This window comes from Noviherbaspirillum phoenicis (assembly GCF_047237965.1).
Lineage (GTDB): Bacteria > Pseudomonadota > Gammaproteobacteria > Burkholderiales > Burkholderiaceae_D > Noviherbaspirillum_A.
Window position 1 is genome coordinate 494,490 of record NZ_JBDFLX010000002.1, and the last position, 20,286, is coordinate 514,775.

Sequence of the window (20,286 nt, forward strand, 5' to 3'; positions counted from 1 at the left end):
ACAGGAGTGGTTCTGGTGGTCATGGTGTTGCGGCGCTGTCCAGGGTAAGGATGAAAGGAAGGCGGACGGGATGGGCGACGCCGGCGGCAGTACGGCCGCCAGCTGCCGCGGCGTCAGCGGCCGACGAAGCGTGGCGCTCGCTTCTCGCCGAAGGCGCGCACGCCTTCCCGGTAGTCCTCGCTCAGGTTGGCGGCATCGATCGCGGCCTGCACCTCGGGCCGCTGCACCTCGCCCAGCCGGTCCAGGTAGGCATTCATCGTCAGCTTGACCGCCTTCGCGGTCAGCGGCGCATTCTCGGCGATGGCGCTGGTGAATTCGGCCACCGCCGCGTCCAGCCCGTCGGCCCCGGTCACGCGGCCCACAAAGCCCATGCGCTGCGCCTCGTGGGCATCGAAGATGCGCGCGGTGAAGAAGATGTCGTAGGTGTTCTGCACGCCGATCAGCGCGGCGAAGCGATGCACGCCGGCCTGGTTGTAGCCCAGCGACAGCCGTGCTGCGGGCATGCGGAAGCGGGCGTCGTCGGCGCAGATGCGGATGTCGCAGCCTGCCGCCAGGCCCAGGCCGCCGCCCATGCAGATGCCGCGTATCTTCGCGATGGTGGGCTTGCCGGCCTTCAGCGGCGCGCTGAAGGCGTCGTCCAGCGCCGCATTGTAGGCAGCCAGCGCTTGTGGGTCGGTGCGCTCGTCGCCGAACTGGGAAATGTCGGCGCCCGACACGAAGGCGCGGTCGCCGTCGCCGGTGAGCACGATCACCCGCACTTCCGGGTCGGCGTCCAGCTCGGCCACCCGGATGGGCAGCAAGCGCCACATCTCGGCCGTCATCGCATTGAATTTCGCCGGGTTGGATATCACCACGGTGCCGACGGCGCCCTCGCGGCGCACGATGATCTGTCCCATCAAGCTGTCTCCTGAATTGTTGTCATGAACTGCTGTTGGCGATGGCGCGGGGCGCACGTCTTGCAGGATCTTAAGTCAGCGCCGCAGGATTAACCAAGTTTAAGTGGTGGGGGTTCATGGGGACCGTGTCCGGTACATGGGTTGTGGAGGATGTGGACAGGTGTAGGGGTGAGTGCAGGGAAAGCTGTGACTTTGCAAGCGCGGTTGCAGATGCAGTGGCCGTGGCCGTGGCCGTTGCCGTTGCCGTTGCCGTTGCTTTTGACGTTGCAGTGAAATCCCGTTGAGCGCGCCGTGTCAGCGGTGCCCGGAGCGGGAAAAGGTGCGGCGTCTGTCTGAGTCAAGCGCAGCTTGGCGAGTTTAGCCGCGCCCCGCTCCGGGTACCGCTGACACGGGAACCCCGCGCCAGCGGGGCGCGATCACCGGGTCGCCTTTTTTTGGTTACTTTTTTTGGCGAAGCAAAAAAAGTAACCCGGCCGCCGGGACGGACTCCCGGCTTGTCTCCACGGCAGTGCAGCCGCCTTGCGTCACCTGGCAACGCCAGGCAGCTCCGTAGCTTTTAAGCTTTAAAAGGGTTTTGCGCCTTAAAAACCTTTTAACGTCAAAAGCTAACTGCTGCTTCGCAGTGACGTCTTTACGGGGGGTGAAGCAACGCGACTGCACTGTCGTCATGACCAGGCCGGGTGTTCGCCCCGGCGGGCGAGTCACTTTTTTTGCTTCGCCAAAAACTGGACTTTGTCCATTTTTCCACAGCGGGTAAGCCCGAAGAGTTCTACCATGAAGCACCGACTCCGCAACGAGAGGTGCATCATGCCATCGTTCCCCGAGCTTACCGATTGCAGTTTAGTATTCCGTCCCCTGTTTTCCAAGCGGGTATGGCACTCCGTTCAGATCCTGATCAAGGGGGCCATCCTTGCTGTGGGTTCGCGCACCGTGACGGCCATCCTGCGCGTCATGGGCCTGTCTGAAGACCAACAGTTCCAACGCTTCCATCGGGTGCTCAATCGCAACACATGGTCGACCCTGCAGGCAAGCCGGCGTTTGCTCATGGCACTCATCGACGCCTTCGCTCCCTTGGGCCCTCTGGTCATGGCGCTGGACGATACCATCGAGCGCCGGCGCGGCGCCAGGATTGCCGCTCGTGGCATCTACCGCGACCCGGTCTGGTCCAGCCACAGCAATGTCGTCAAGACCAGCGGCCTGCGATGGCTTTGCCTGATGCTGGTGGTGCCCATTCCCTGGGCACAGCGTCATTGGGCCTTGCCCTTCTGTTGCGCTCTGACGCCCTCGGCGCGCTACTACGCCAACCGCCGTCGCCAGCCGGTCACGCTGACGGACCGAGCCCGTCAGATGCTGCGCCAGGTGCATCGCTGGCTGCCCGATCGGCGCATCGTGGTTGTGGCCGACAACAGCTTCTCGGTGCTTCATCTGCTTGCCGCGGTGCGGCGCGACGTGACCATGGTCACGCGCCTGCGACTCGATGCAGCCTTGTACGAACCGGCGCCTGCGCGGGTGCCCGGCACGCGCGGGCGGCCACGGCTCGTCGGCCATGCACTGCCGAAGTTGCAGCAGGTGCTGGATGCCGCAGATACGCAATGGAAAGCCATCACGCTGGCTTATTGGTACGGGCACACGCACAAGCGGCTTGACGTGGCCACCGGCACCGCCCTGTGGTACCACGGTGGCGCGCCGGCAGTGCCCCTGCGCTGGGTGCTGGTACGCGACCCTATGAAGCAACTCAAGACCCAGGCCTTTCTCTGCACCGACCAGAAGGCCAGTGCGCCGCAGATCCTGAACTGGTTCGTCAAGCGCTGGCAGATCGAAGTGACCTTCGAAGAAGCACGTGCCCATCTGGGCGTGCAAACCCAGCGGCAATGGTCTGACCGCGCCATTGCCCGGGCTACGCCCGCCATCCTGGGCCTGTACTCGGTGGTGACGTTGCTGGCAAGTCAACTGCTGACATCACAAGTCATCACGGTTCGTCAGGCAGCCTGGTATCGCAAGGAGTGCGCCACCTTCTCCGACACCATTGCCATGGTACGGCGATGGCTGTGGCAAGCCGATCATTTAGCGATCTCTGAAAAACCACCAGACATGATAAAAATCCCGACGGATTTGTTTCTGCGCCTGACTGATACGCTCAGTTACGCCGCTTGAATGGACAAAGTCCAGCAAAAAAAGTAACCAAAAAAAGGCGACCCCGACTGTGCCGCCCCGCTGCGCGGGGTTCCCGTGCCGTCGGCGCCCGGAGCGGGGCGCGGCTAAACTCGCCAAGCAAAGCTTGGCTCAGACAGACGCCGCACCTTTTCCCGCTCCGGACACCGCCGACACGGCGGTACACAGACGGGGACCCCAAAGTCAAAACCAACCGCAACCGCAACCGCAACTGCAACTGCAACCGCAACTGCAACTGCAACTGCGCCGCTTTCGCCGCGCCTGCCAAGGTAAATATCCACATCCCCCGCTACCACCGTGCCGCACACGATGTGCTTCAGTCCAGCCTGCCGCTGCCCCCGCCGCACAGATGCCCCAGCAAATTTGCCGCATGGCTGTCGCCGGCCTCGGGCTCGCGCATGCAGGCATAGAACTGGCGCCGCGCCCAGGCATCGGCGATCTGCACCAGCGCCAGCCCGAGCCCGCCGGTGTAGCGCAGGGCAATGTCTTCCGGCACCATCGCGATGCCCACGCCGTGCCGGACCATGTGGCAGCGCGCCTCGAAGTTCGACACCGACAGCACCACGGTGGGCGGACGCGACAGGGAATTGCCGGCCAGTTCGAGGAAGCGGTCCAGGGTGTGGCGCGGGAAGGCGCCCACCAGCGGGAAGTCCAGCGCTTCCTCGAACAGCACCTGGCGGCGCGTTGCCAGCGGATGGCCGGCCGGCACCACCAGCCCTACCCGGTCCTGCCGGTACGGCCAGGACAGCACGCCGGCCGCCGGATGCTGCGCATGATAGATGCCGACATCGGCATGGCCTTCATGCACCGCGGCCGGGATGTCGGCGCTGTGGCCCTCGGTCAGTTCGATGGAGGTGTTGGCATGGCTGGCCAGGAAGCGGGCGATCTCGGCCGGCAGGCTCTGGACGATGCTGGTCTGGTTGGCCAGCAGCCGTATCTTGTGCACGCCGCTGCTGTCGAATTCGGCCAGCGCCTGGTCGGCCGCGCGCAGGCTCTTCAGGATGCGCTTGGCATGCAGGTAGAGCAGCTCGCCGGCGGCGGTCGGCGCGATGCCGCGGCCATGGCGCTTCAGCAGGGCCTTGCCGACATGGCGCTCCAGCTCGTCCATGCGCTTGCTGATGGCCGACACCACCAGGTGCATGTCGACGCCAGCCTGGGTCAGGCTCTTCCTCTCCACCACGGCAACGAAGATTTCCAGCAGATGGGTGTCGAGCTTCTTGGTCATGCGATCGATGTGATTGTCCCGTTCGGGAGGTTGCCGGCGACGGCCGGGACGCGGTGCATGGATGGCGCCGCGGCAGACGCGATTATCGCCGATCCAGGCGGCGACGGAGAACGCAGCTTTTCCGTTTCGTCAACCCGGACCGTCCGGCGCTCTGTACAATCGTCCCGACTCATCCGCAGCACAGACTCCTCCGCAACAGCAACCCGACATAAAGCAACATGACTCTGAATGGCCAGGACCGGCAGGCGCCGGTCATCCTGCTGTCGGACCAGGCGGCACGTTACCTGGGTCCGCGCATCGCGCAACTCTTCAATCAGCTGCCCTACCGCCTGATCACCCCGGAACAGGCCCTGCAGGACGGCGTTGGCAAGGAAATCGACGTCGCCTTCATCAGCCGTGACGTGACCGGCAAGTCGACCAAGCACGAACTGACCGAATCGCTGCAGCAGTTCTACCGGGTGCTGCGGGCCGCGCCGCGTCTGGCCTGGGTGCATGCCCATTCGGCCGGCGCCGACCGCCCGATCTATCCCGAGCTGCGCGGGCGCGGCGTGACGGTCACCACGTCGTCCGGCGCCAATGCGGAAGCCGTGGCGCAGATGGTGCTGGCCGGCATGCTGGCGCTGAACCGGCGCCTGCCCGAACTGATGGATGCGCAGCGCCGCCGCGCCTGGGAGCCGCTGCTGGGCGACCGCGCCCCGCGCGACCTCGCCGGCCAGACCGCGGTGATCGTGGGCCTGGGGCCGATCGGGCTGGAAACGGCCCGGCTGTTCAAGGCGCTGCGGATGCGGGTGATCGGCGTGCGCCGCAGCGATGCCGCGGCGCCGCCCTGCGACCAGGTGATGCCGCTGGCGCGGCTGGACGACGCCCTGCCGCAGGCCGACTGGCTGGTGCTGACCTGCCCGCTCACCGACGACACCCGCGACCTGATCGACGCGCGCCGGCTGGCCCTGCTGCCGCCGGGCGCGCACCTGGTCAACGTGGCGCGCGGCGAGGTCGTGGTCGAGCCCGACCTGGTCGCCGCCCTGCGCGAGCGCCGCCCGGCCGGCGCCTTCCTGGACGTGTATGCGCACGAGCCGCTGCCGGCCGCGTCGCCGCTGTGGGAGCTGGGCAATGTGCTGCTGTCGCCGCATACCGCCGGCCATACCAGCGGCCACTATGCGGCGGTGGCCGAGATCTTCCTGGACAACCTGGCGCGCTGGCGCGACGGCCGGGCCATGAACAACCTGGCGCCCTGACGGCGAACCACCACACCACTCAACACAACACTGGAGGAGACGACATGGTGCAAGACGGAATGCTGCAGATTCCATCGATGAAGGGGCAGTGCTCGCCCGAGGAATGGGAAGCGCGGGTCAACCTGGCAGCCTGCTATCGCTTGGTCGAGATGTATGGCATGTCCGACATGATGGCCAACCATATCTCGGCCCGCGTGCCGGGCGAGGAAGGCACTTACCTGATCAACCCCTACGGCATGATGTACGAGGAGATCACAGCCTCCTGCCTGCTGAAGGTCGATCATGATGGCAAGATCCTGTCCGGGCCGGACTTCGGCGACCTGAAGTACGGCGTCAACAAGGCCGGCGCGGTGATCCATACCGCCGTGCATGCGGCCCGGCCCGATGTCGGCTGCGTGATCCATACCCACAGTTGGGCCTCGATGGCGGTGTCGTCGCTGGAATGCGGCCTGCTGCCGCTGACCCAGACCGCGATGCGCTTCCTGAAGATCGGCTATCACGACTACCAGGGCGTGGTGCTCAATGAATCGGAACAGGAATCGCTGATCGCCGACCTCGGCACCGGCGAGGCGCTGATCCTGCGCAACCATGGCGTGCTGACGGTGGGCCGCTCGGTCGGCGAGGCCTTCAACTGGATGCACCGGCTGGAACTGGCCTGCCGCTCGCAGCTCGCGGCGATGGCGGCCAACAGCCCCTATGCCAAGGTGCCGCAGCAGGTGCTGGAGGAAACCTGGAACAACTACCAGCCGGGCACCCGCCGGCCGTACGGCCTGATGGAATGGCCGGCGCTGCTGAGAAAACTCGACCGCACCGACCCCGGCTACAAGTCCTGACCATGGCCATGCCGGAGACCCCCGCGTCCGAAGCGCCCGCAGCGTCCAGCCACCCGGTGCGGCCGCAGTCGGCGCTGGCGCCGCTGGGCCAGCCGGTGTTTCGCATGCTGTGGTGCGTCTGGCTGGCGGCCAACATCTGCATGTGGATGAACGACGTGGCTTCGGCCTGGATGATGACCTCGCTGTCGTCCGCGCCGATCTGGGTGGCGCTGGTGCAGACCGCCTCCACCCTGCCGGTGTTCCTGCTCGGCCTGCCCAGCGGCGCGCTGGCCGACATCCTGGACCGCCGGCGCTATTTCATCCTGACCCAGTTCTGGGTGGCGGCCGTGGCGCTGGTGCTGTGCGTCACCGTCCTCTCGGGCGCAATGAGCGCGCCGCTGCTCCTGGCCCTGACCTTTGCCAACGGCATCGGCCTGGCGATGCGCTGGCCGGTGTTCGCGGCCAGCGTGCCGGAGCTGGTGCCGCGTCCCCAGCTGCCGGCCGCGCTGGCTTTGAACGGCGTGGCGATGAATGCCTCGCGCATCGTCGGCCCTCTGGTGGCCGGCGCCGTGATCGCCAGCGTGGGCAGCGCCTATGTGTTCGTGCTCAATGCTGTCCTGTCGGTGGCGTCGGCCTTCGTGATCATGCGCTGGCGGCGCGAGCACAAGCCCAGCCCGCTGGGCCGCGAGCGGCTGTTTTCCGCGATGCGGGTCGGCGTGCAGTTCGTGCTGCAGTCCGGCCGTCTGAAGTCGGTGCTCTTGCGCATTTCGCTGTTCTTCCTGCATTCCACCGCGCTGCTGGCGCTGCTGCCGCTGGTGGCGCGCGGCCTCGGCGGCGGCAATGCCGCGGCCTACACCGTGCTGCTGGCCTCCATGGGCAGCGGCGCCATCGTGGCGGCGATGTTCCTGCCGCGGCTGCGCCAGATCATGGCGCGCGACACGCTGGTGATGCGCGGCGCGGCGCTGCAGTCGCTGGCCACCGCCGCGGTGGCGCTGGCGCCCAACATCTACCTTGCGGCCACCGCGATGTTCGTCGCCGGCATGGCCTGGATCACCACCGCCAACTCGCTCAGCGTATCGGCCCAGCTGGCGCTGCCGGACTGGGTCAGGGCGCGCGGCATGTCGATCTACCAGATGTCCATCATGGGCGGCAGCGCGCTCGGCGCGGCGCTGTGGGGCCAGGTGGCGACCGTCACCTCGGTCCAGACCAGCCTGCTGATCGCCTCGGTGACCGGCGTGACCGCGATGCTGGGCGCGCACCTGCTGGTGACCGACCTCGGCATCGAGGAAGACCTGACGCCGTCCCGGGAATTCAAGGTGCCGGTGGCGAGCGACCCGCCGCGCGCCGGCCATGTGCAGGTGACGATCCACTACCAGATCGATCCGGCCCGCGCGGCCGAGTTCATGACGCTGATGCAGGAAAGCCGGCGCAGCCGCCTGCGCCAGGGCGCGCTGTCCTGGGACCTGCTGCGCGACCTCGGCGAGCCGGGCCGCTATGTGGAGCAGATCGTCGACGAATCCTGGACCGAGCACCTGCGGCGCTTCGACCGCGTGACGGCCGCGGATGTGGCGCTGCGCGAGCGCAAGCTGGCCTTCCATGTCGGCGACGCGCCGCCGCTGGTGACGCGCTGCCTGGTCGAAAGCAGCGTGCGGCGCTGACGCGCAGGCGGGTTCAGAGCGGCAGCGCCTGGCTCCAGGCCGACAGCGTATCGCCGAAGCCGCCGCGCGCCTTGCTGGCGATGCGGGCGCTGGTCACCACCCGCGGCGCCGCGCTCCAGGCGATGCGGGCGCCATCCGCCTCCAGCGCCCTGACCAGCGCCACGTCCTCGCTGCAGCCCAGCGCCGGGAAGCCGCCCGCGCGCAGATAGGCGCGCGCGCAGACGCCGAGATTGGCGCCATGGATATGCGCATGGCCGTCGGCATCGGTATAGGCCGCATGGAAGCGCTGCAGCAGCTGCTGCAGCCGCGCCAGGTGCGGCGTCCAGTCGGCCACGCTTACCGTGCCGCAGACGGCGTCGGCCCCGTCCTCGTGGTGCAGCTGCAGCTGGCGCTGCAGCCAGTCTTCCGCCACCACCGTGTCGGCGTCGGTGCAGGCCAGCCAGCGCGCGCCGGCATCGAGCAGGCAGGCCGCCGCGGCGGCGCGGGCGGCGCCGACATTGCGCGCCTCCAGGCGTAGCGTCGTCACCGGATAGGCGCCGGCAATCTGGGCCGAGCGGTCGGTGCAGGCGTCCAGCGCCACCGCGATCATCACCGGCTCGCCGGCCAGGTCGCCATGGGCGGCCGCGCGCAGCACCGATTCCAGGCACAACGCAAGGCCGTCCTCCTCGTCATGGACCGGGATCAGCACGCCGATCATGCGAAGCCTTCCCGCTGCGCCACCGACTGCGGCTGCCGGCCCCACACGTCGAGCAGGAAGTCCGCCTCCTCGTGATGCGCCAGCCGGGTCAGGCCGGGCGCCTGGTCGAACCAGGCATGGATGATCTCGCTGTCCTGGGTGCGTTCCGCGAAGGGCCGGCGCCAGTGGCAGGCCAGCAGCACGCCGTCGTCGGCCAGCGCATCGAGGCTGCGCTGCTGCAGCAGCGCCAGGTCGGCATCGTCGAGATAGAACGCGAATTCGCTCAGGATCACCAGGTCGAAGCGGCCTTCCGGCCACTGTTGCGGCGTGTGCAGGCGGTCGATCTCCACCTGCGGCGCGCCCTGCAGGCGTAGCCGCGCCAGCCGCACCGCATCGGCTGAAAAGTCGGTGGCCAGCAGCTGCGCGCAGCGCGGCGCCAGCGCCTCGGTCAGGTGGCCGGCGCCGCATCCGGGCTCGAACACCCGCCCGAAACGCGGGCGCGGCAGGGCGGCCAGCAGCAACTCGCGCTTGCGCCGCTCGTACCAGCGCCGGTCCATGGACCAGGGATCGGCGCTGTGGGCATACAGCCCGTCGAAATAGGAAAGGCCGGTGGCGTTCATCGGAAATACACCTCCTCGCGCCGCATCAGGTGCGCCAGCGCGCCGGGCGCGACGACCGGTCCGCTCCCGGTGGTCGGATCGGGCGAAAGCTGGCTGCGGTAGGCTTCCACCGCCGCGCATTTCGCGGCATGGCTGTCGTCGTCCAGCCCCAGGCGGCAGGCGCGCTCCCATGGCACCCGCGTGTCACCAGCCGCGGCCCAGTGCCACATCCAGACCGGCATTTCCAGCAGCGCCGCGCCGTGGCGCGCCGCCGCCTGCGCCGCCGCCCTGCCGCTTGCCTCATGGTCGGGATGGCCGTCCAGCCGCCAGGTGGACACCAGCACGTCGGCGCCAAGCACGATGCGGTCGAGCGCCGCATCCAGCCGCTGCGCCTGCTCGCCGATGCGGCCGTCGTCCAGGCCGAGGCGCTCCACCCTGACGCTGCCCGCGCCCAGGCGGCGCAATGCGCGCAGGCTTTCGCGCGGCCGCTCCCGCGCCAGGCGCGCGGCGGGCCACAGCGTCGAATGCGGATGGCTGGCCGCGCCGTCGGTCACGGCCAGCACGATGACCTCGCGCCGCAGCGCCACCAGCTGCCGTATCAGCCCGCCGCAACCCAGCAGTTCGTCGTCGGGATGCGGCGCCAGCACCAGCGCCCGCGACCCGGCCGGCACCAGTTCGCCGGCGCTTGCCTGCGGCAGGCGGCGCAGGCCGTCCCAGGACTGCCAGCGCAGTTCGTCGGTGCCCGAGCCCCGGATCTCGCGGCCGGTCGCGGCCGTCACAGCGCGAGTTCCCATGCGGCCTCGCGGGCGATCTGCCCGAGCGCGGCCTGGTCGCGGCGCGCATGCCCTTGGCGCAGGAACACCGGCAGGTCGGCCATCAGGCGGGCGAAGCGCCGGTCGCGGCAGAACGGCGCGGCGCCCAGCGCCTGGCCGACCTGGGTCATCACTTCCACGGTGCAGGCATCGACCGCCAGCCGCAGGCGCATCGCCAGCGCCGCCGCATCGTCGCCGGGCCGGGCGTCGATCGCCTGCGCGCCGGCATGCAGCAGCGCCCGCGCCGCGCTCAGGCAGGCGTCGGCCGCGCCCATGTGGGCCAGCCGGTGCGCATCGGGCGTGCCGGCGGCGGCATGCAGCGTGCGCGCCAGTTCGGCGGCGGCGCCATACCAGCAGGCCGCAATGCCGGCGCCGCCGTGCCAGAAGCCGGGCCGGCGCAGGTAGGCGCCGCTGTCGCCGACGCAATGCGCTTCCGCGCCCGAAAAGGTGAGCAAGGCGGTGCCGGTGCGCGCCATGCCGACCGCTTCCCAGCCGCTGTCGTCGATCCGGATGCCGTCCTGGCGCAGGTCCAGCGCCACCAGCCACGGCCGGCCATCGGCGTCCCAGGCGCTCAGCAGCGCATGGCTCAGGTCGGCCGCGCCGGAACACCAGGCCTTGGCGCCGTCCAGACGGACCGGCGCGCCAGCGGCGGCATGGCCGCTGACGATGGCGCGGGCGGAGGGCGCCTCGGCGCACCAGACGCCCCACAGGCTGCCGGCCGGCGCCCGGCCGCCCAGCTCGGCCAGGATGGCCAGCGCATCGGTATGGCCCTCGTACAGCTTGGCCAGCGACAGGTCCCACCCCGACACCGCCGCCAGCATGCGCCAGCGCAGCAGCGTGGCGCCGCTGCCCGGCAGGGGCAGCCGGTCCAGCCGGGCGTCGGCCAGGCGGCGCAGCATCGCGCCGGGCGTGCTGCCTTCATCCAGTTCGCGCAGGCACTGCGCCGCCATGGAGGGCGTCAGGGAGTTGTGTTGTTCCACGTTGATCGGCACCGGTTATCTGATTTCTGCCGTGGAACATAGCCCTTACTGTCGAGCCGCACGGTGCGTCGGCGAACACAAAGCGGCGATTTCCGCGCCGATCTGCAACGACCATGACGAAGTCGGCGCAGCCCGGTGCCTGTGCCGCGCCCGGCGGATTTGTGCAACTTGATCTTTCACAAACGCTTCGCCGTTCGGTGATCGACAATTAATTCCACACTAAAGTTGATTGTCGGTTTCTTTTCTGCATCTTCCACCTGCCGGCATCAACGCTTCCACATGACCAGACAGGCCGCCGGCATGGCGGCGTGCCGGGTTGCGTCCGCAGAGTCCCGACTCTGCACCCATCGTGTCAACACCTGGATCAGGAGACCAACATGAAGCCAAGAACACCGAACGCCCTGCTTGCCATCGCAATGGCAGGCATCAGCACCCTTGCCCTGGCCGACGACGGCAACGGACAGGGCAACAAGCCCTGCGGCATCCCCGATGCGACCGTGGCGCGGGTGCAGCAGCAGCTCGCCGCCGTGGCCACGCAAAACAACGGCGGCCTGTTCTCGCCCAGCCGCATGTGGTCGGCGGTGGTGGACCGCCAGGGCGTGCTGTGCTCGGTGATTCGCTTGGGAGACGCCTGGCCGGGCAGCCGCGCCATCTCCATTGCCAAGGCCAACACGGCCAACGCCTTCAGCAACGATGCGCTGGCCCTCTCCACGGCCAACCTGTATACGCCCACCCAGCCCGGCGGCTCGCTCTACGGCCTCAACAATTCCAACCCCTTCAACCCGGATTACCTGGCGCAGGGCAGCGGCATAGGACGGGTGCCGGGCGGCATCATCACCTTCGGCGGCGGCGTGCCGCTCTACCTGGATGGCAAGGTGATCGGCGGCCTGGGCCTGTCCGGCGACACCGCCTGCGCCGACCATGTGATTGCCTACCGCATGCGGCGCCTGGCCGGCCTGGACAAGGATCTGAAAGGCGTCGCCACTGACGGTACCGACAACATCATCTTCGCCAACGGCACGCCGGCCGGCTTCCAGCATCCGCACTGCGGCGATTCGGACATCGTGCCGTAAGCGATCCGCAGACCGGCGCCGGCACGACCGCGGCTGCCGGATAGCGCAAGCATCCCGCTCAGCCCGGCCCGTCAGAAGCAGGGGCTGGGCCGCAGCGCGGTCACGGCGACGGCCTCCCGGTCGAAGGCATCGGTGGCGATGTCGACGAACTGGGCGGTGCTTTCTTCCACCAGGGCGGCGATGCAGGTGCCCGCCGCCGAGGTGACATTGACGATGCGCATCGCAAGCACGCCGTACCGCACCCGGTCGCCTCCGGCATTGAGGCAAAAACCCGGGTTCTCGCGCCCGGTCTGGAAGTTGTAGAGGCAACCGGTGTCGCTGAAGAAGGCAAAGGCGTCGTTCTTGACGTCGACCACGCGCTCGCCGCTGCTGCTGCCGCTCCAGAAAATGAAGGTGCGCCTGGAAGGTTCGGGTTCGTTGTCGACCGATACCGAGCCGCCGCCGCAGCCGGCGAGCGTGGCCAGGACGAGCGATGCGAATCCAATTTTCGGTGCCATGCTGTCTCCCCTTATTGACGTGTGATAGGTGCTCGATCCTAAGCCCGCAGCGCAGCCGCCACGGCTTTATCTGAACGCGGCAAGACCTGCGTCATGCAGCGGGCCTTGGCGTGCTGCAGGGCCAGCAGGTTGAGTTACCTGAAACCGCATATCGCTGCGCGGAAAGCGGATGCGGCAGCCGCACCGGTGGCGGCGACTCGCCATGCGCCGCTGCGGGCAACTGCCGCGCAGGCATTGCGCAGCCTCGCACGGCGGCCGGCGCGCCTGGGCTAAGCTTGCCTGTCACCACCACACCCGGGAGAGCTTGCAATGCGCAGATCGATCGCCTGCCTGGCGCTATGCCTGCTGTGTGCGGCGCAGCCCGGCGCCGCCCGCGAGGTCGCCTACGGCAGCGTTCCGCCCAGCCGTGACGGCACCGGCAAGACCTATATGGGCCGCGAGATCGCCCAGGTGATGGGCTATCCCGGCGCCGACTGGCTGGAGCGCGGCAGCCGCGAGCGCGAGGAGCGGCCCGAACTGCTGCTGGCCGCGCTCGGACTTGCGCCCGGCATGGCGGTGGCCGATGTCGGCGCCGGCACCGGCTATTACGCCGGCCGCATCGCCGAGCGCATCGGCGGGAACGGCCAGGTGTATGCGGTGGATGTGCAGCCGCAGATGCTGGCCCTGCTGGAAGACAGCATGCGCCGGCGCGGCGTGCGCAATGTGCAGCCGGTGCTGGGCACGGCAACCGACGCCGGCCTGCCGCCGGGCGCCATCGACCTGGCCCTGATGGTGGACGTCTACCATGAACTGAGCCATCCCCGGGAAGTCCTGGACAGCGTGACGCGGGCGCTGAAGCCGGGCGGCAGGCTGGTCCTAGTCGAGTACCGGGCCGAGGACCAGCGGGTGCCGATCAAGCCGCTGCACAAGATGAGCGAAGCCGGCATACGGCGCGAGATCGAAGCCGGCGGACTGGTCTGGCAGCAGACCGTCACCACCCTGCCCTGGCAGCATGTAGTCATCTTCCGCAAGCCCTGAACGACCCATGCCCGGCATGCCGCCCGGCGAAAAAAATGCTTGCACGGTTTTAAAGTGCTTATTATTATGCATTTATGCCTAACGACATTTCCGTGTTCCAGAAAAGCCGCGTGCCGCTGTATTTGCAGGTGGCCAGGCTGATGCGCCACAAGATCGAAAACGGCGACTGGCCCTATGGCGAGCAGATACCCACGCTCGACGAGCTGGAGCGGGAATACAAGGTGTCGCGCATCACGCTGCGCGGCGCGCTGGACCAGCTGGAAGCGGTGGGCATCGTCAAGCGCACCCGCGGCCTGGGCACCTTCGTCGCCAAGGACCTGTCGGAGCAGCGCTGGTTCAAGCTGGCCAGCAGCATGGATGAGCTGGTCAGGACGGTGGCCGACCTGAAGATACGGCTGCTGCCGCTGCAGGGCGACGCCAGCCAGCCGCTGGCGCCGGCTTTCAATTTCGGCCTGGCCGGCCCGGCCTACGAGCGGCTGCGCCGGGTGCATTACCACAATGAAGAACCGTATTGCTTAATCGAGATTCATCTCGACAAGAAGATATTCGACAGCGACCCGCAAGGGTTCAGCAGCGCGCCGGTGGTGCCGCAACTGGCGGCGCGCAAGGACGTGAAGATAGCGCATGCGAAGCAGGTAATGCGCATCACGGTGTCGGACGAGGATACCGCCGCGCATCTCGACATCGGCGTGGGCGACCCGATCGCCGATGTCTGCCGCGTCTTTCTCGACGAGCGCATGCAGATCATCTATTACGCCCACATCCAGTATCCGGCGCAGATGATACAGATCGAGACCGACCTGCTGCGCTGCTAGATCGCGCCGGTTCGCATCCGTCGGCAAAGTCAGCAAAGTCAGCAAAAAAGCAGAGGCGCAACAAACGAATAAGCGCCCGCCCATGATCACAATCTGGAGACAGCAATGGCAAAAAGCAGTCAACGCAGGAGCCTGTTCAGCGACTTTGGCTGGGCGCTACTGCCTTTCATCTTCCTGATCAGCTTCTGGGTGGTGCTGCGCGCATCCGGCCTGATCAACCCCACCCTGCTGCCGTCGCCGGCGGCGGTGCTGGAGGTGTTCTGGACCAACCTGACGCAGGGCGAGCTGCTGGCCAACATCCGCATGTCGGTGCAGCGCGTGGTGCTGGGCCTCTTGCTGGGCATGCTGGTGGCGGTGCCGGTCGGCTTCCTGGTGGGCTGGTACAAGCCGGTGCGCCGCTTCGTCGATCCGCTGATCAACTTCTTCCGCGCGCTGCCGCCGATCGCATTGATCCCGCTGGTGATCGTCTATCTCGGCATCGGCGAGGTGGCCAAGATCGCCATCCTGTTCTATGCCTCCTTCTTCGCCGCGGTGATCGTGATGTACGAGGGCATGACGCAGATCAGCCCGGTCTACATCCGCGTGGCGCGCACGCTGGGCGCGACCGACCTGGAAATCTTCACCAAGGTGATGCTGCCGATGACGGTGCCGCACATGCTGACCGCGCTGCGGGTGGCGCTGGGCGTGGCCTGGGCCACGCTGGTGGCGTCCGAGCTGGTGGCGGCGCAGCAGGGCCTGGGCGCGATGATCCAGAACGCCTCGGCCTTCTTCGACCTCGGCACCATTTACCTTGGCATCATCTGCATCGGTTCGCTGGCGCTGGGCATGGACCTGGCGCTGCGGAAAATTTCAAAGCGCCTGGTGGCGTGGCAAGACAAGGTGGAGGGCTGAACCATGCAGGAACCACAGGAGCGCATGCGCTTTCAGAATGTATCGATGCAGTTCCCCACCGACGGCGGCATGCTCGACGTGGTCAGCGACATGAGCTTTTCGATCAACCAGGGCGACTTCGTCGCGCTGGTGGGCCCGTCCGGCTGCGGCAAGACCACGCTGATGAACATGGCCGCCGGCTTCGTCAAGCCGACCTCGGGACGCGTCACGCTGGACGGCAGTGAGATCAGCGGCCCCGGCCCGGACCGCGGCGTGATGTTCCAGGAATACGGCGTCTTCCCCTGGCTGACGGTGGAGCAGAACATCGCCTTCGGCCTGGAACTGAAGGCCAACAGCGGCAAGGTCAGCGCGGCCGAGCGGCGCGACATCGTCGAGCGCTACCTGAAGCTGATGGGCCTCTCAGACTTCAGGAAGGCCTATCCGAAAACCCTGTCCGGCGGCATGCGCCAGCGCCTGGCGCTGGCCCGGGCCTATGCGGTGCATCCCGAATTCGTGCTGATGGACGAGCCCTTCGGCGCGCTCGACGCCCAGACCCGCAGCGCGATGCACGACCTGCTGCTCGACGTGCTGCACGCCGAAGGCAAGACCGTGATGCTGATCACCCATTCGGTGGAGGAAGCGGTCTACCTGGCCAGCCGGGTGCTGGTGATCTCGGCCCGGCCGTCGCGCATCCGCGAGGTGATCGACATACCCTTTCCCTATCCGCGCCGGCGGGCCTTGCAGGAAACGCCGGAATTCAATGCGCTGCGCGCCCGCATCCACGACTCGGTGATGCTCGAATACGCCGCGCAGGAAGCCCAGTCGCGCAGCCGCGCCGCCGGCTGATGCGCCGCCCATCGCCTTGCACCGCCTTACCCACAACAACATCAGGAGACACGCCATGAAACGCCGCACCTTCCTGCATCTGGCCGCCGGTTCCGCCCTTGCCGCCGCCCAGCCGCTTTCCTTCGCCCAGTCGACCAAGGTCAAGGTCGGCTATCTGCATACCCTGGCGGTGGACGGCCAGATGTGGCTGGCCGACTCGATGGGCCTGTGGAAGAAGGAAGGGCTGGACATGGAGTTCATCAAGTTCCAGACCGGGCTGGAGCTGTTCCAGGCCATGAGCGGCGGCAGCATCGACGTGCTCTCCACGGGCGCGGTGCTGTCGAACTTCCCGGCGCGTGGCCAGGGCAAGGTGTTCCTGATCAACGACGTGGAATTCGCCACCGCGCAGCTGTGGGTGCATCCCGACATGGGCGTGGAAAAGATCAGCGACCTGAAGGGCAAGAAGATTTCCACCACCACCGGCACCACCGCCCATGTGTTCCTCGACAATGCGCTGCGCGCCAATGGCGTCGACCCCAAGGAAGTGCAGCTGGTGAACCAGCGCATGCCCGACGCGGTGACGGCCTTCATTTCCAAGGCGGTGCCGGCGGTGGCGCTGTGGGTGCCCTTCAACCTCTCGGTGCGCAGCCGGGTGCCGACCGCCAAGATGCTGGTGGATGCGTCGGCCTACTATCCGAAAGCCGCCATCGTCGGCGGCTGGGCGGCGCGCAACGACTTTTATGACAAGAACCGGGAAACCCTGGCGCGCATCGTCAAGGTCTGGGCGCAGGCCAATGACGCGATGATGCGCCAGCCCGAGCAGTCGCTCGATACGCTGCAGAAGAACTACTACAAGGATGTGCCGCTGTCGGACCTGAAGGAACAGTACGGCGCGCAGAAGATGTTCACCTCGGCGGAATGGGCCAAGATGTATGCCGACGGCACCGTCTCCAAGTGGCTGCAGCAGGTCACCGACTTCTTCAGCGGCTTTGCCAGCATCCCCAACGCGCTGCCGGCCACCCAGTACTTCGACCCGAAAATCTACCTGGACACGGTGAAGGCATGAACACGGCCAGCGGCGCGCCGGCGCGCGCCTACGACTACATCATCGTCGGCGCCGGTTCGGCCGGCTGCGTGCTGGCCAACCGGCTCTCGGCCGACCCCTCGGTGCAGGTGCTGCTGCTGGAAGCGGGCAAGCCCAACCGCAACTTCTGGCTGCACCTGCCGGTCGGCTATTTCAAGACCATCTACGACCCGCGCTTCTCGCGCCTGTTCGACACCGAGCCCTGCGAAGGCAGCGGCAACCGCGCCATCGTCTGGCCGCGCGGCCGCGTGCTGGGCGGCTCCAGCTCCATCAACGGCCTGCTCTACATCCGCGGCCAGCATGCTGACTACGACGGCTGGGCGGCCATGGGCGCGGAAGGCTGGGACTACCGCTCGGTGCTGCCCTATTTCCGGCGCTCGGAATGCTACAGCGGCGGCGCCGGCGAATACCATGGCGGCGACGGCGAACTGGGCGTATCCGACCTGCGCAACGACCATCCCTATTGCCGCGCCTGGCTGGAAGCGGGCCAGCAGTTCGGCCTGCCCTACAACCCCGACTTCAACGGCGCCACCGAATACGGCGTCGGCGCCTACCAGCTCACGCTGAAGAACGGCTGGCGCTCCAGCGCCGCAGCCGCTTTCCTGCGGCCGGCCCAGCAGCGTCCCAATCTCACCGTCGTCACCGAGGCCCATGCCGGCCGCGTGCTGTTCGAGGGCCAGGTCGCGGTGGGGCTGGAATGGACCCATCGCGGCGCGGCGCATCGCACCCGGGCCGAACGCGAGGTGATCCTGGCAGCCGGCGCGATCCAGTCGCCGCAGCTCTTGCAGCTCTCCGGCATCGGCCCGGCCGGGCTGCTGGGCCGGCACGGCATCGCCACCGTGGTGGACGCGCCCGAGGTCGGCGAGAACCTGAAGGACCATTACCAGGCTCGCACCATCGTGCGCCTGAAGAAGAAGCTGTCCCTGAACAACGATGTGCGCAATCCGCTGCGGCTGGCGTCGATGGGCCTGGAATGGCTGTTCCGCCGCTCCGGCCCGCTGACGGTGGGCGCGGGCCAGGTTGGCGGCTTCGCCTGCACCGAGCTTGCCCGCAATGGACGGACCGACATGCAGTTCAACGTGATGCCGCTGTCGGTCGACAAGCCGGGCACGCCGCTGCACGACTACCCCGGCTTCACCGCCTCGGCCTGCCAGTGCCGGCCGGTGTCGCGCGGCCGGCTGCAGATACGCTCCACCGACCCGCTGGCCGCGCCGCGCATCGAGACCAACTACCTGTCCGAGCAGCTCGACCGCGACACCCTGGCCGCGGGCGTGCAGATGCTGCGCGAGATCTATGCGCAGCCGGCCTTCCGCGACCTGGTCGACGCCGAAGTGCTGCCGGGCGCGGCGGCCGCGTCGCGCGCCGACCTGGTGCGCTTCGCCCAGCAGGCCGGCGGCACGGTGTTCCATCCGGTCGGCACCTGCCGCATGGGCAGCGACAGCCAGGCCGTGGTCGACCCGAACCTGCGGGTGCGCGGCGTGGAGCGGCTGCGGGTGATCGATGCCTCGGTCATGCCCGAGATGGTGTCGGCCAACACCAATGCGGCGGCAATCATGATCGGCGAAAAGGGCGCGGCGCTGGTGCTGGCCGACGCCGGATCGGCTACGGAAAGCCGCCAGGCCCTGGCGCAGGCTCATTGAAACGGGAATCGACGATGACGGACAATCGCAAGGCAGACGCGCCGGCAGGCGCGCACGGCCTGCCGCTGCTGCGGCTGGCCAAGGTGGAAGCGCTGGTGTTCCGCGCTCCGGTGGAGGTGCCGGTGCAGACCTCCTTCGGCATCATGTACGACCGGCCGGCGGTGCTGGTGCGGGTGGAAGACCGCGACGGCATGGTGGGCTGGGGCGAGATCTGGTGCAACTTTCCCGGCGTCGGCGCCGAGCACCGGGCGCGGGTGCTGGAATCCTGCGTCGCGCCCATCCTGCTGGAGAAGGACTGGGAACATCCGGGCGAAGCCTTCGACACCCTCTGCCGCCGGCTGCATGTGCTGGGCATACAGAGCGGCGAGCCCGGCACCATGGCGCAGGCCGTGGCCGGCGCCGACCTCGCGCTGTGGGACCTGGCCGCCCGGCTGGCCGGCAAGCCGCTGTGGCGCTTGCTCGGAAGGAGCGACGCCAGCCCGCGGGTGCAGGCCTATGCGTCGGGCCTGAGCCCGACCCGGCCCGAGGAACTGGCCGCGCAGAAGCGCGAGCAAGGCTATCGCGCCTTCAAGCTCAAGGTGGGCTTCGGCGCAGAGCGCGACCTTGGCAACCTGCGCGCCTTGCGTGAACTGCTCGGGCCGCAGACCACGCTGATGGTGGACGCCAACCAGGCCTGGGCGCCGGCCGAGGCCATCGCCATGAGCCGGCGCATCGCCGACTTCGGTCCGGCCTGGCTGGAAGAGCCGATCGCGGCCGACTCCGCGCTGGCCGACTGGAAAGCCATTGCCAGCGCCACCACCATTCCGCTGGCCGCCGGCGAGAACCTGCGCGGCCAGGCCGCATTCGACGAGGCCATTGCCAGCGGCGCCTTCGCCGTGATCCAGCCCGACGCCGGCAAATGGGGCGGCTTCTCGGGCTGCCTGCCGGTGGCGCGCCAGGCAATCGCCCACGGCCGGCTGTTCTGCCCGCACTGGCTGGGCGGCGGCATCGGCCTGGTCGCGTCGATGCACCTGAAGGCAGCCGCCGGCGGTCCCGGCTATGTCGAGGTCGACGCCAACCCCAACCCCCTGCGCGACCTGATGGCCACGCCAATGCCGCCACTCGACGACGGCGCAGTGACCCTGTCGGAGCGGCCCGGCCTGGGGGTGACGCCGGACATGGAGGTGTTGCGGGGCTTCCTGCGCGGCCATCGCTGACGGGCCAACAGATCTCCCGGAGCGAAGAATGCCACGCACCCGGCGCCGGCAGCCCGGTTTCCAGCTTGCCGTTCCCCCAGGCTGGCCATGCCAGCCGGACGGTTCTCTGCATGGGTTTGCACAGCCTGATTCCGTAAACGCCAATTCGGCGGACGCCGCGCCCTCACCTGCGGCCGTCGCTTTGTCTCCCTTCCCCGAAAAGCA

At 68.0% G+C, this 20,286-nt stretch carries 19 protein-coding genes; 12 read left to right on the forward strand and 7 right to left on the reverse strand.

The annotated features are described in order from the left end of the window. Window positions 1-113: 113 nt before the first annotated feature. Window positions 114-896, reverse strand: a complete 783-nt coding sequence (locus ABC383_RS21845; protein WP_413017186.1) for an enoyl-CoA hydratase — start codon at window positions 894-896, stop codon at window positions 114-116. A gap of 774 nt (window positions 897-1,670) precedes the next feature. Between ABC383_RS21845 and ABC383_RS21850 the strand changes: the two genes are divergently transcribed. Next, entirely contained in the window at window positions 1,671-3,050 is a 1,380-nt protein-coding gene (locus tag ABC383_RS21850) for an IS701 family transposase (protein ID WP_413012379.1), read from the forward strand. Window positions 3,051-3,384: 334 nt separating this feature from the next. Here ABC383_RS21850 and ABC383_RS21855 read toward each other — a convergent pair whose 3' ends face one another. Next, window positions 3,385-4,293: a LysR family transcriptional regulator gene (locus ABC383_RS21855; protein ID WP_413017187.1), complete on the reverse strand. Its 909-nt coding sequence runs from the start codon at window positions 4,291-4,293 to the stop codon at window positions 3,385-3,387. A gap of 218 nt (window positions 4,294-4,511) precedes the next feature. Here ABC383_RS21855 and ABC383_RS21860 point away from each other — a divergent pair, with 218 nt between their 5' ends. From ABC383_RS21860 to ABC383_RS21870, 3 genes are read left to right on the forward strand one after another with little or no spacing between them, the layout of a single operon-like run. Beyond that, window positions 4,512-5,528 carry a D-2-hydroxyacid dehydrogenase gene (locus ABC383_RS21860; protein WP_413017189.1) on the forward strand — a complete coding sequence of 339 codons (1,017 nt, stop codon included), beginning with the start codon at window positions 4,512-4,514 and terminating at the stop codon, window positions 5,526-5,528. 44 nt (window positions 5,529-5,572) lie between these two features. Beyond that, complete coding sequence (locus ABC383_RS21865; RefSeq protein WP_413017190.1) at window positions 5,573-6,361, forward strand: class II aldolase/adducin family protein; 789 nt, start codon at window positions 5,573-5,575, stop codon at window positions 6,359-6,361. 8 nt (window positions 6,362-6,369) lie between these two features. Then, the gene (locus ABC383_RS21870) at window positions 6,370-7,998 is read left to right on the forward strand and encodes an MFS transporter (RefSeq protein ID WP_413017192.1); all 1,629 of its coding nucleotides are present in this window, start codon (window positions 6,370-6,372) and stop codon (window positions 7,996-7,998) included. Between the two features lie 13 nt (window positions 7,999-8,011). Here ABC383_RS21870 and ABC383_RS21875 read toward each other — a convergent pair whose 3' ends face one another. The 4 genes from ABC383_RS21875 to ABC383_RS21890 are packed head-to-tail and all read right to left on the reverse strand — an operon-like array spanning window position 8,012 to window position 11,065. Further along, a complete protein-coding gene (locus ABC383_RS21875; RefSeq protein WP_413017194.1) occupies window positions 8,012-8,695 on the reverse strand; it encodes a glycosyltransferase family 2 protein in 684 nt (227 codons plus the stop codon). Continuing rightward, entirely contained in the window at window positions 8,692-9,294 is a 603-nt protein-coding gene (locus tag ABC383_RS21880) for a class I SAM-dependent methyltransferase (protein ID WP_413017196.1), read from the reverse strand. Before ABC383_RS21880 ends, ABC383_RS21875 begins: the two co-directional genes overlap by 4 nt. Beyond that, complete coding sequence (locus ABC383_RS21885; RefSeq protein WP_413017198.1) at window positions 9,291-10,067, reverse strand: PIG-L deacetylase family protein; 777 nt, start codon at window positions 10,065-10,067, stop codon at window positions 9,291-9,293. The genes ABC383_RS21880 and ABC383_RS21885 overlap by 4 nt, the downstream gene beginning before the upstream one ends. Next, on the reverse strand, window positions 10,049-11,065 hold the full coding sequence (locus ABC383_RS21890; RefSeq protein WP_413017200.1) for an acyl-CoA dehydrogenase: 1,017 nt from the start codon (window positions 11,063-11,065) through the stop codon (window positions 10,049-10,051). Before ABC383_RS21890 ends, ABC383_RS21885 begins: the two co-directional genes overlap by 19 nt. A 377-nt stretch (window positions 11,066-11,442) precedes the next feature. On the opposite strand from ABC383_RS21890, the gene ABC383_RS21895 reads away from it, so the two are divergent. Continuing rightward, the gene (locus ABC383_RS21895) at window positions 11,443-12,138 is read left to right on the forward strand and encodes a GlcG/HbpS family heme-binding protein (protein ID WP_413017202.1); all 696 of its coding nucleotides are present in this window, start codon (window positions 11,443-11,445) and stop codon (window positions 12,136-12,138) included. Between the two features lie 71 nt (window positions 12,139-12,209). Here the strand turns inward: ABC383_RS21895 and ABC383_RS21900 are convergent, their stop codons facing one another. Beyond that, window positions 12,210-12,635 carry a hypothetical protein gene (locus ABC383_RS21900; protein WP_413017204.1) on the reverse strand — a complete coding sequence of 142 codons (426 nt, stop codon included), beginning with the start codon at window positions 12,633-12,635 and terminating at the stop codon, window positions 12,210-12,212. 309 nt (window positions 12,636-12,944) lie between these two features. Between ABC383_RS21900 and ABC383_RS21905 the strand changes: the two genes are divergently transcribed. The 7 genes from ABC383_RS21905 (at window position 12,945) to ABC383_RS21935 (ending at window position 20,082) form a co-directional block, all read left to right on the forward strand. Further along, complete coding sequence (locus ABC383_RS21905) at window positions 12,945-13,652, forward strand: class I SAM-dependent methyltransferase (protein WP_413017206.1); 708 nt, start codon at window positions 12,945-12,947, stop codon at window positions 13,650-13,652. Between the two features lie 92 nt (window positions 13,653-13,744). Next, window positions 13,745-14,467, forward strand: coding sequence for a GntR family transcriptional regulator (locus tag ABC383_RS21910; protein ID WP_413017208.1), 723 nt, complete (start codon window positions 13,745-13,747; stop codon window positions 14,465-14,467). A gap of 105 nt (window positions 14,468-14,572) precedes the next feature. Next, window positions 14,573-15,358, forward strand: a complete 786-nt coding sequence (locus ABC383_RS21915) for an ABC transporter permease (protein WP_413017210.1) — start codon at window positions 14,573-14,575, stop codon at window positions 15,356-15,358. Between the two features lie 3 nt (window positions 15,359-15,361). Further along, entirely contained in the window at window positions 15,362-16,183 is an 822-nt protein-coding gene (locus ABC383_RS21920; RefSeq protein WP_413017212.1) for an ABC transporter ATP-binding protein, read from the forward strand. Between the two features lie 55 nt (window positions 16,184-16,238). Next, entirely contained in the window at window positions 16,239-17,228 is a 990-nt protein-coding gene (locus tag ABC383_RS21925) for an ABC transporter substrate-binding protein (protein ID WP_413017214.1), read from the forward strand. Then, on the forward strand, window positions 17,225-18,886 hold the full coding sequence (locus ABC383_RS21930; protein ID WP_413017215.1) for a GMC family oxidoreductase: 1,662 nt from the start codon (window positions 17,225-17,227) through the stop codon (window positions 18,884-18,886). The genes ABC383_RS21925 and ABC383_RS21930 overlap by 4 nt, the downstream gene beginning before the upstream one ends. 14 nt (window positions 18,887-18,900) lie before the next feature. Further along, the gene (locus tag ABC383_RS21935) at window positions 18,901-20,082 is read left to right on the forward strand and encodes a mandelate racemase/muconate lactonizing enzyme family protein (protein ID WP_413017217.1); all 1,182 of its coding nucleotides are present in this window, start codon (window positions 18,901-18,903) and stop codon (window positions 20,080-20,082) included. Window positions 20,083-20,286: the final 204 nt, after the last annotated feature.

What these genes read in the sequence shown, in the direction of transcription:
- ABC383_RS21845 (WP_413017186.1), bottom strand. Translation starts at nt 896, where the DNA reads ATGGGACAGATCATCGTGCGCCGCGAGGGCGCCGTCGGCACCGTGGTG.
- ABC383_RS21850 (WP_413012379.1), top strand. Translation starts at nt 1,671, where the DNA reads ATGAAGCACCGACTCCGCAACGAGAGGTGCATCATGCCATCGTTCCCC.
- ABC383_RS21855 (WP_413017187.1), bottom strand. Translation starts at nt 4,293, where the DNA reads ATGACCAAGAAGCTCGACACCCATCTGCTGGAAATCTTCGTTGCCGTG.
- ABC383_RS21860 (WP_413017189.1), top strand. Translation starts at nt 4,512, where the DNA reads ATGACTCTGAATGGCCAGGACCGGCAGGCGCCGGTCATCCTGCTGTCG.
- ABC383_RS21865 (WP_413017190.1), top strand. Translation starts at nt 5,573, where the DNA reads ATGGTGCAAGACGGAATGCTGCAGATTCCATCGATGAAGGGGCAGTGC.
- ABC383_RS21870 (WP_413017192.1), top strand. Translation starts at nt 6,370, where the DNA reads ATGCCGGAGACCCCCGCGTCCGAAGCGCCCGCAGCGTCCAGCCACCCG.
- ABC383_RS21875 (WP_413017194.1), bottom strand. Translation starts at nt 8,695, where the DNA reads ATGATCGGCGTGCTGATCCCGGTCCATGACGAGGAGGACGGCCTTGCG.
- ABC383_RS21880 (WP_413017196.1), bottom strand. Translation starts at nt 9,294, where the DNA reads ATGAACGCCACCGGCCTTTCCTATTTCGACGGGCTGTATGCCCACAGC.
- ABC383_RS21885 (WP_413017198.1), bottom strand. Translation starts at nt 10,067, where the DNA reads ATGGGAACTCGCGCTGTGACGGCCGCGACCGGCCGCGAGATCCGGGGC.
- ABC383_RS21895 (WP_413017202.1), top strand. Translation starts at nt 11,443, where the DNA reads ATGAAGCCAAGAACACCGAACGCCCTGCTTGCCATCGCAATGGCAGGC.
- ABC383_RS21900 (WP_413017204.1), bottom strand. Translation starts at nt 12,635, where the DNA reads ATGGCACCGAAAATTGGATTCGCATCGCTCGTCCTGGCCACGCTCGCC.
- ABC383_RS21905 (WP_413017206.1), top strand. Translation starts at nt 12,945, where the DNA reads ATGCGCAGATCGATCGCCTGCCTGGCGCTATGCCTGCTGTGTGCGGCG.
- ABC383_RS21915 (WP_413017210.1), top strand. Translation starts at nt 14,573, where the DNA reads ATGGCAAAAAGCAGTCAACGCAGGAGCCTGTTCAGCGACTTTGGCTGG.
- ABC383_RS21920 (WP_413017212.1), top strand. Translation starts at nt 15,362, where the DNA reads ATGCAGGAACCACAGGAGCGCATGCGCTTTCAGAATGTATCGATGCAG.
- ABC383_RS21925 (WP_413017214.1), top strand. Translation starts at nt 16,239, where the DNA reads ATGAAACGCCGCACCTTCCTGCATCTGGCCGCCGGTTCCGCCCTTGCC.
- ABC383_RS21930 (WP_413017215.1), top strand. Translation starts at nt 17,225, where the DNA reads ATGAACACGGCCAGCGGCGCGCCGGCGCGCGCCTACGACTACATCATC.
- ABC383_RS21935 (WP_413017217.1), top strand. Translation starts at nt 18,901, where the DNA reads ATGACGGACAATCGCAAGGCAGACGCGCCGGCAGGCGCGCACGGCCTG.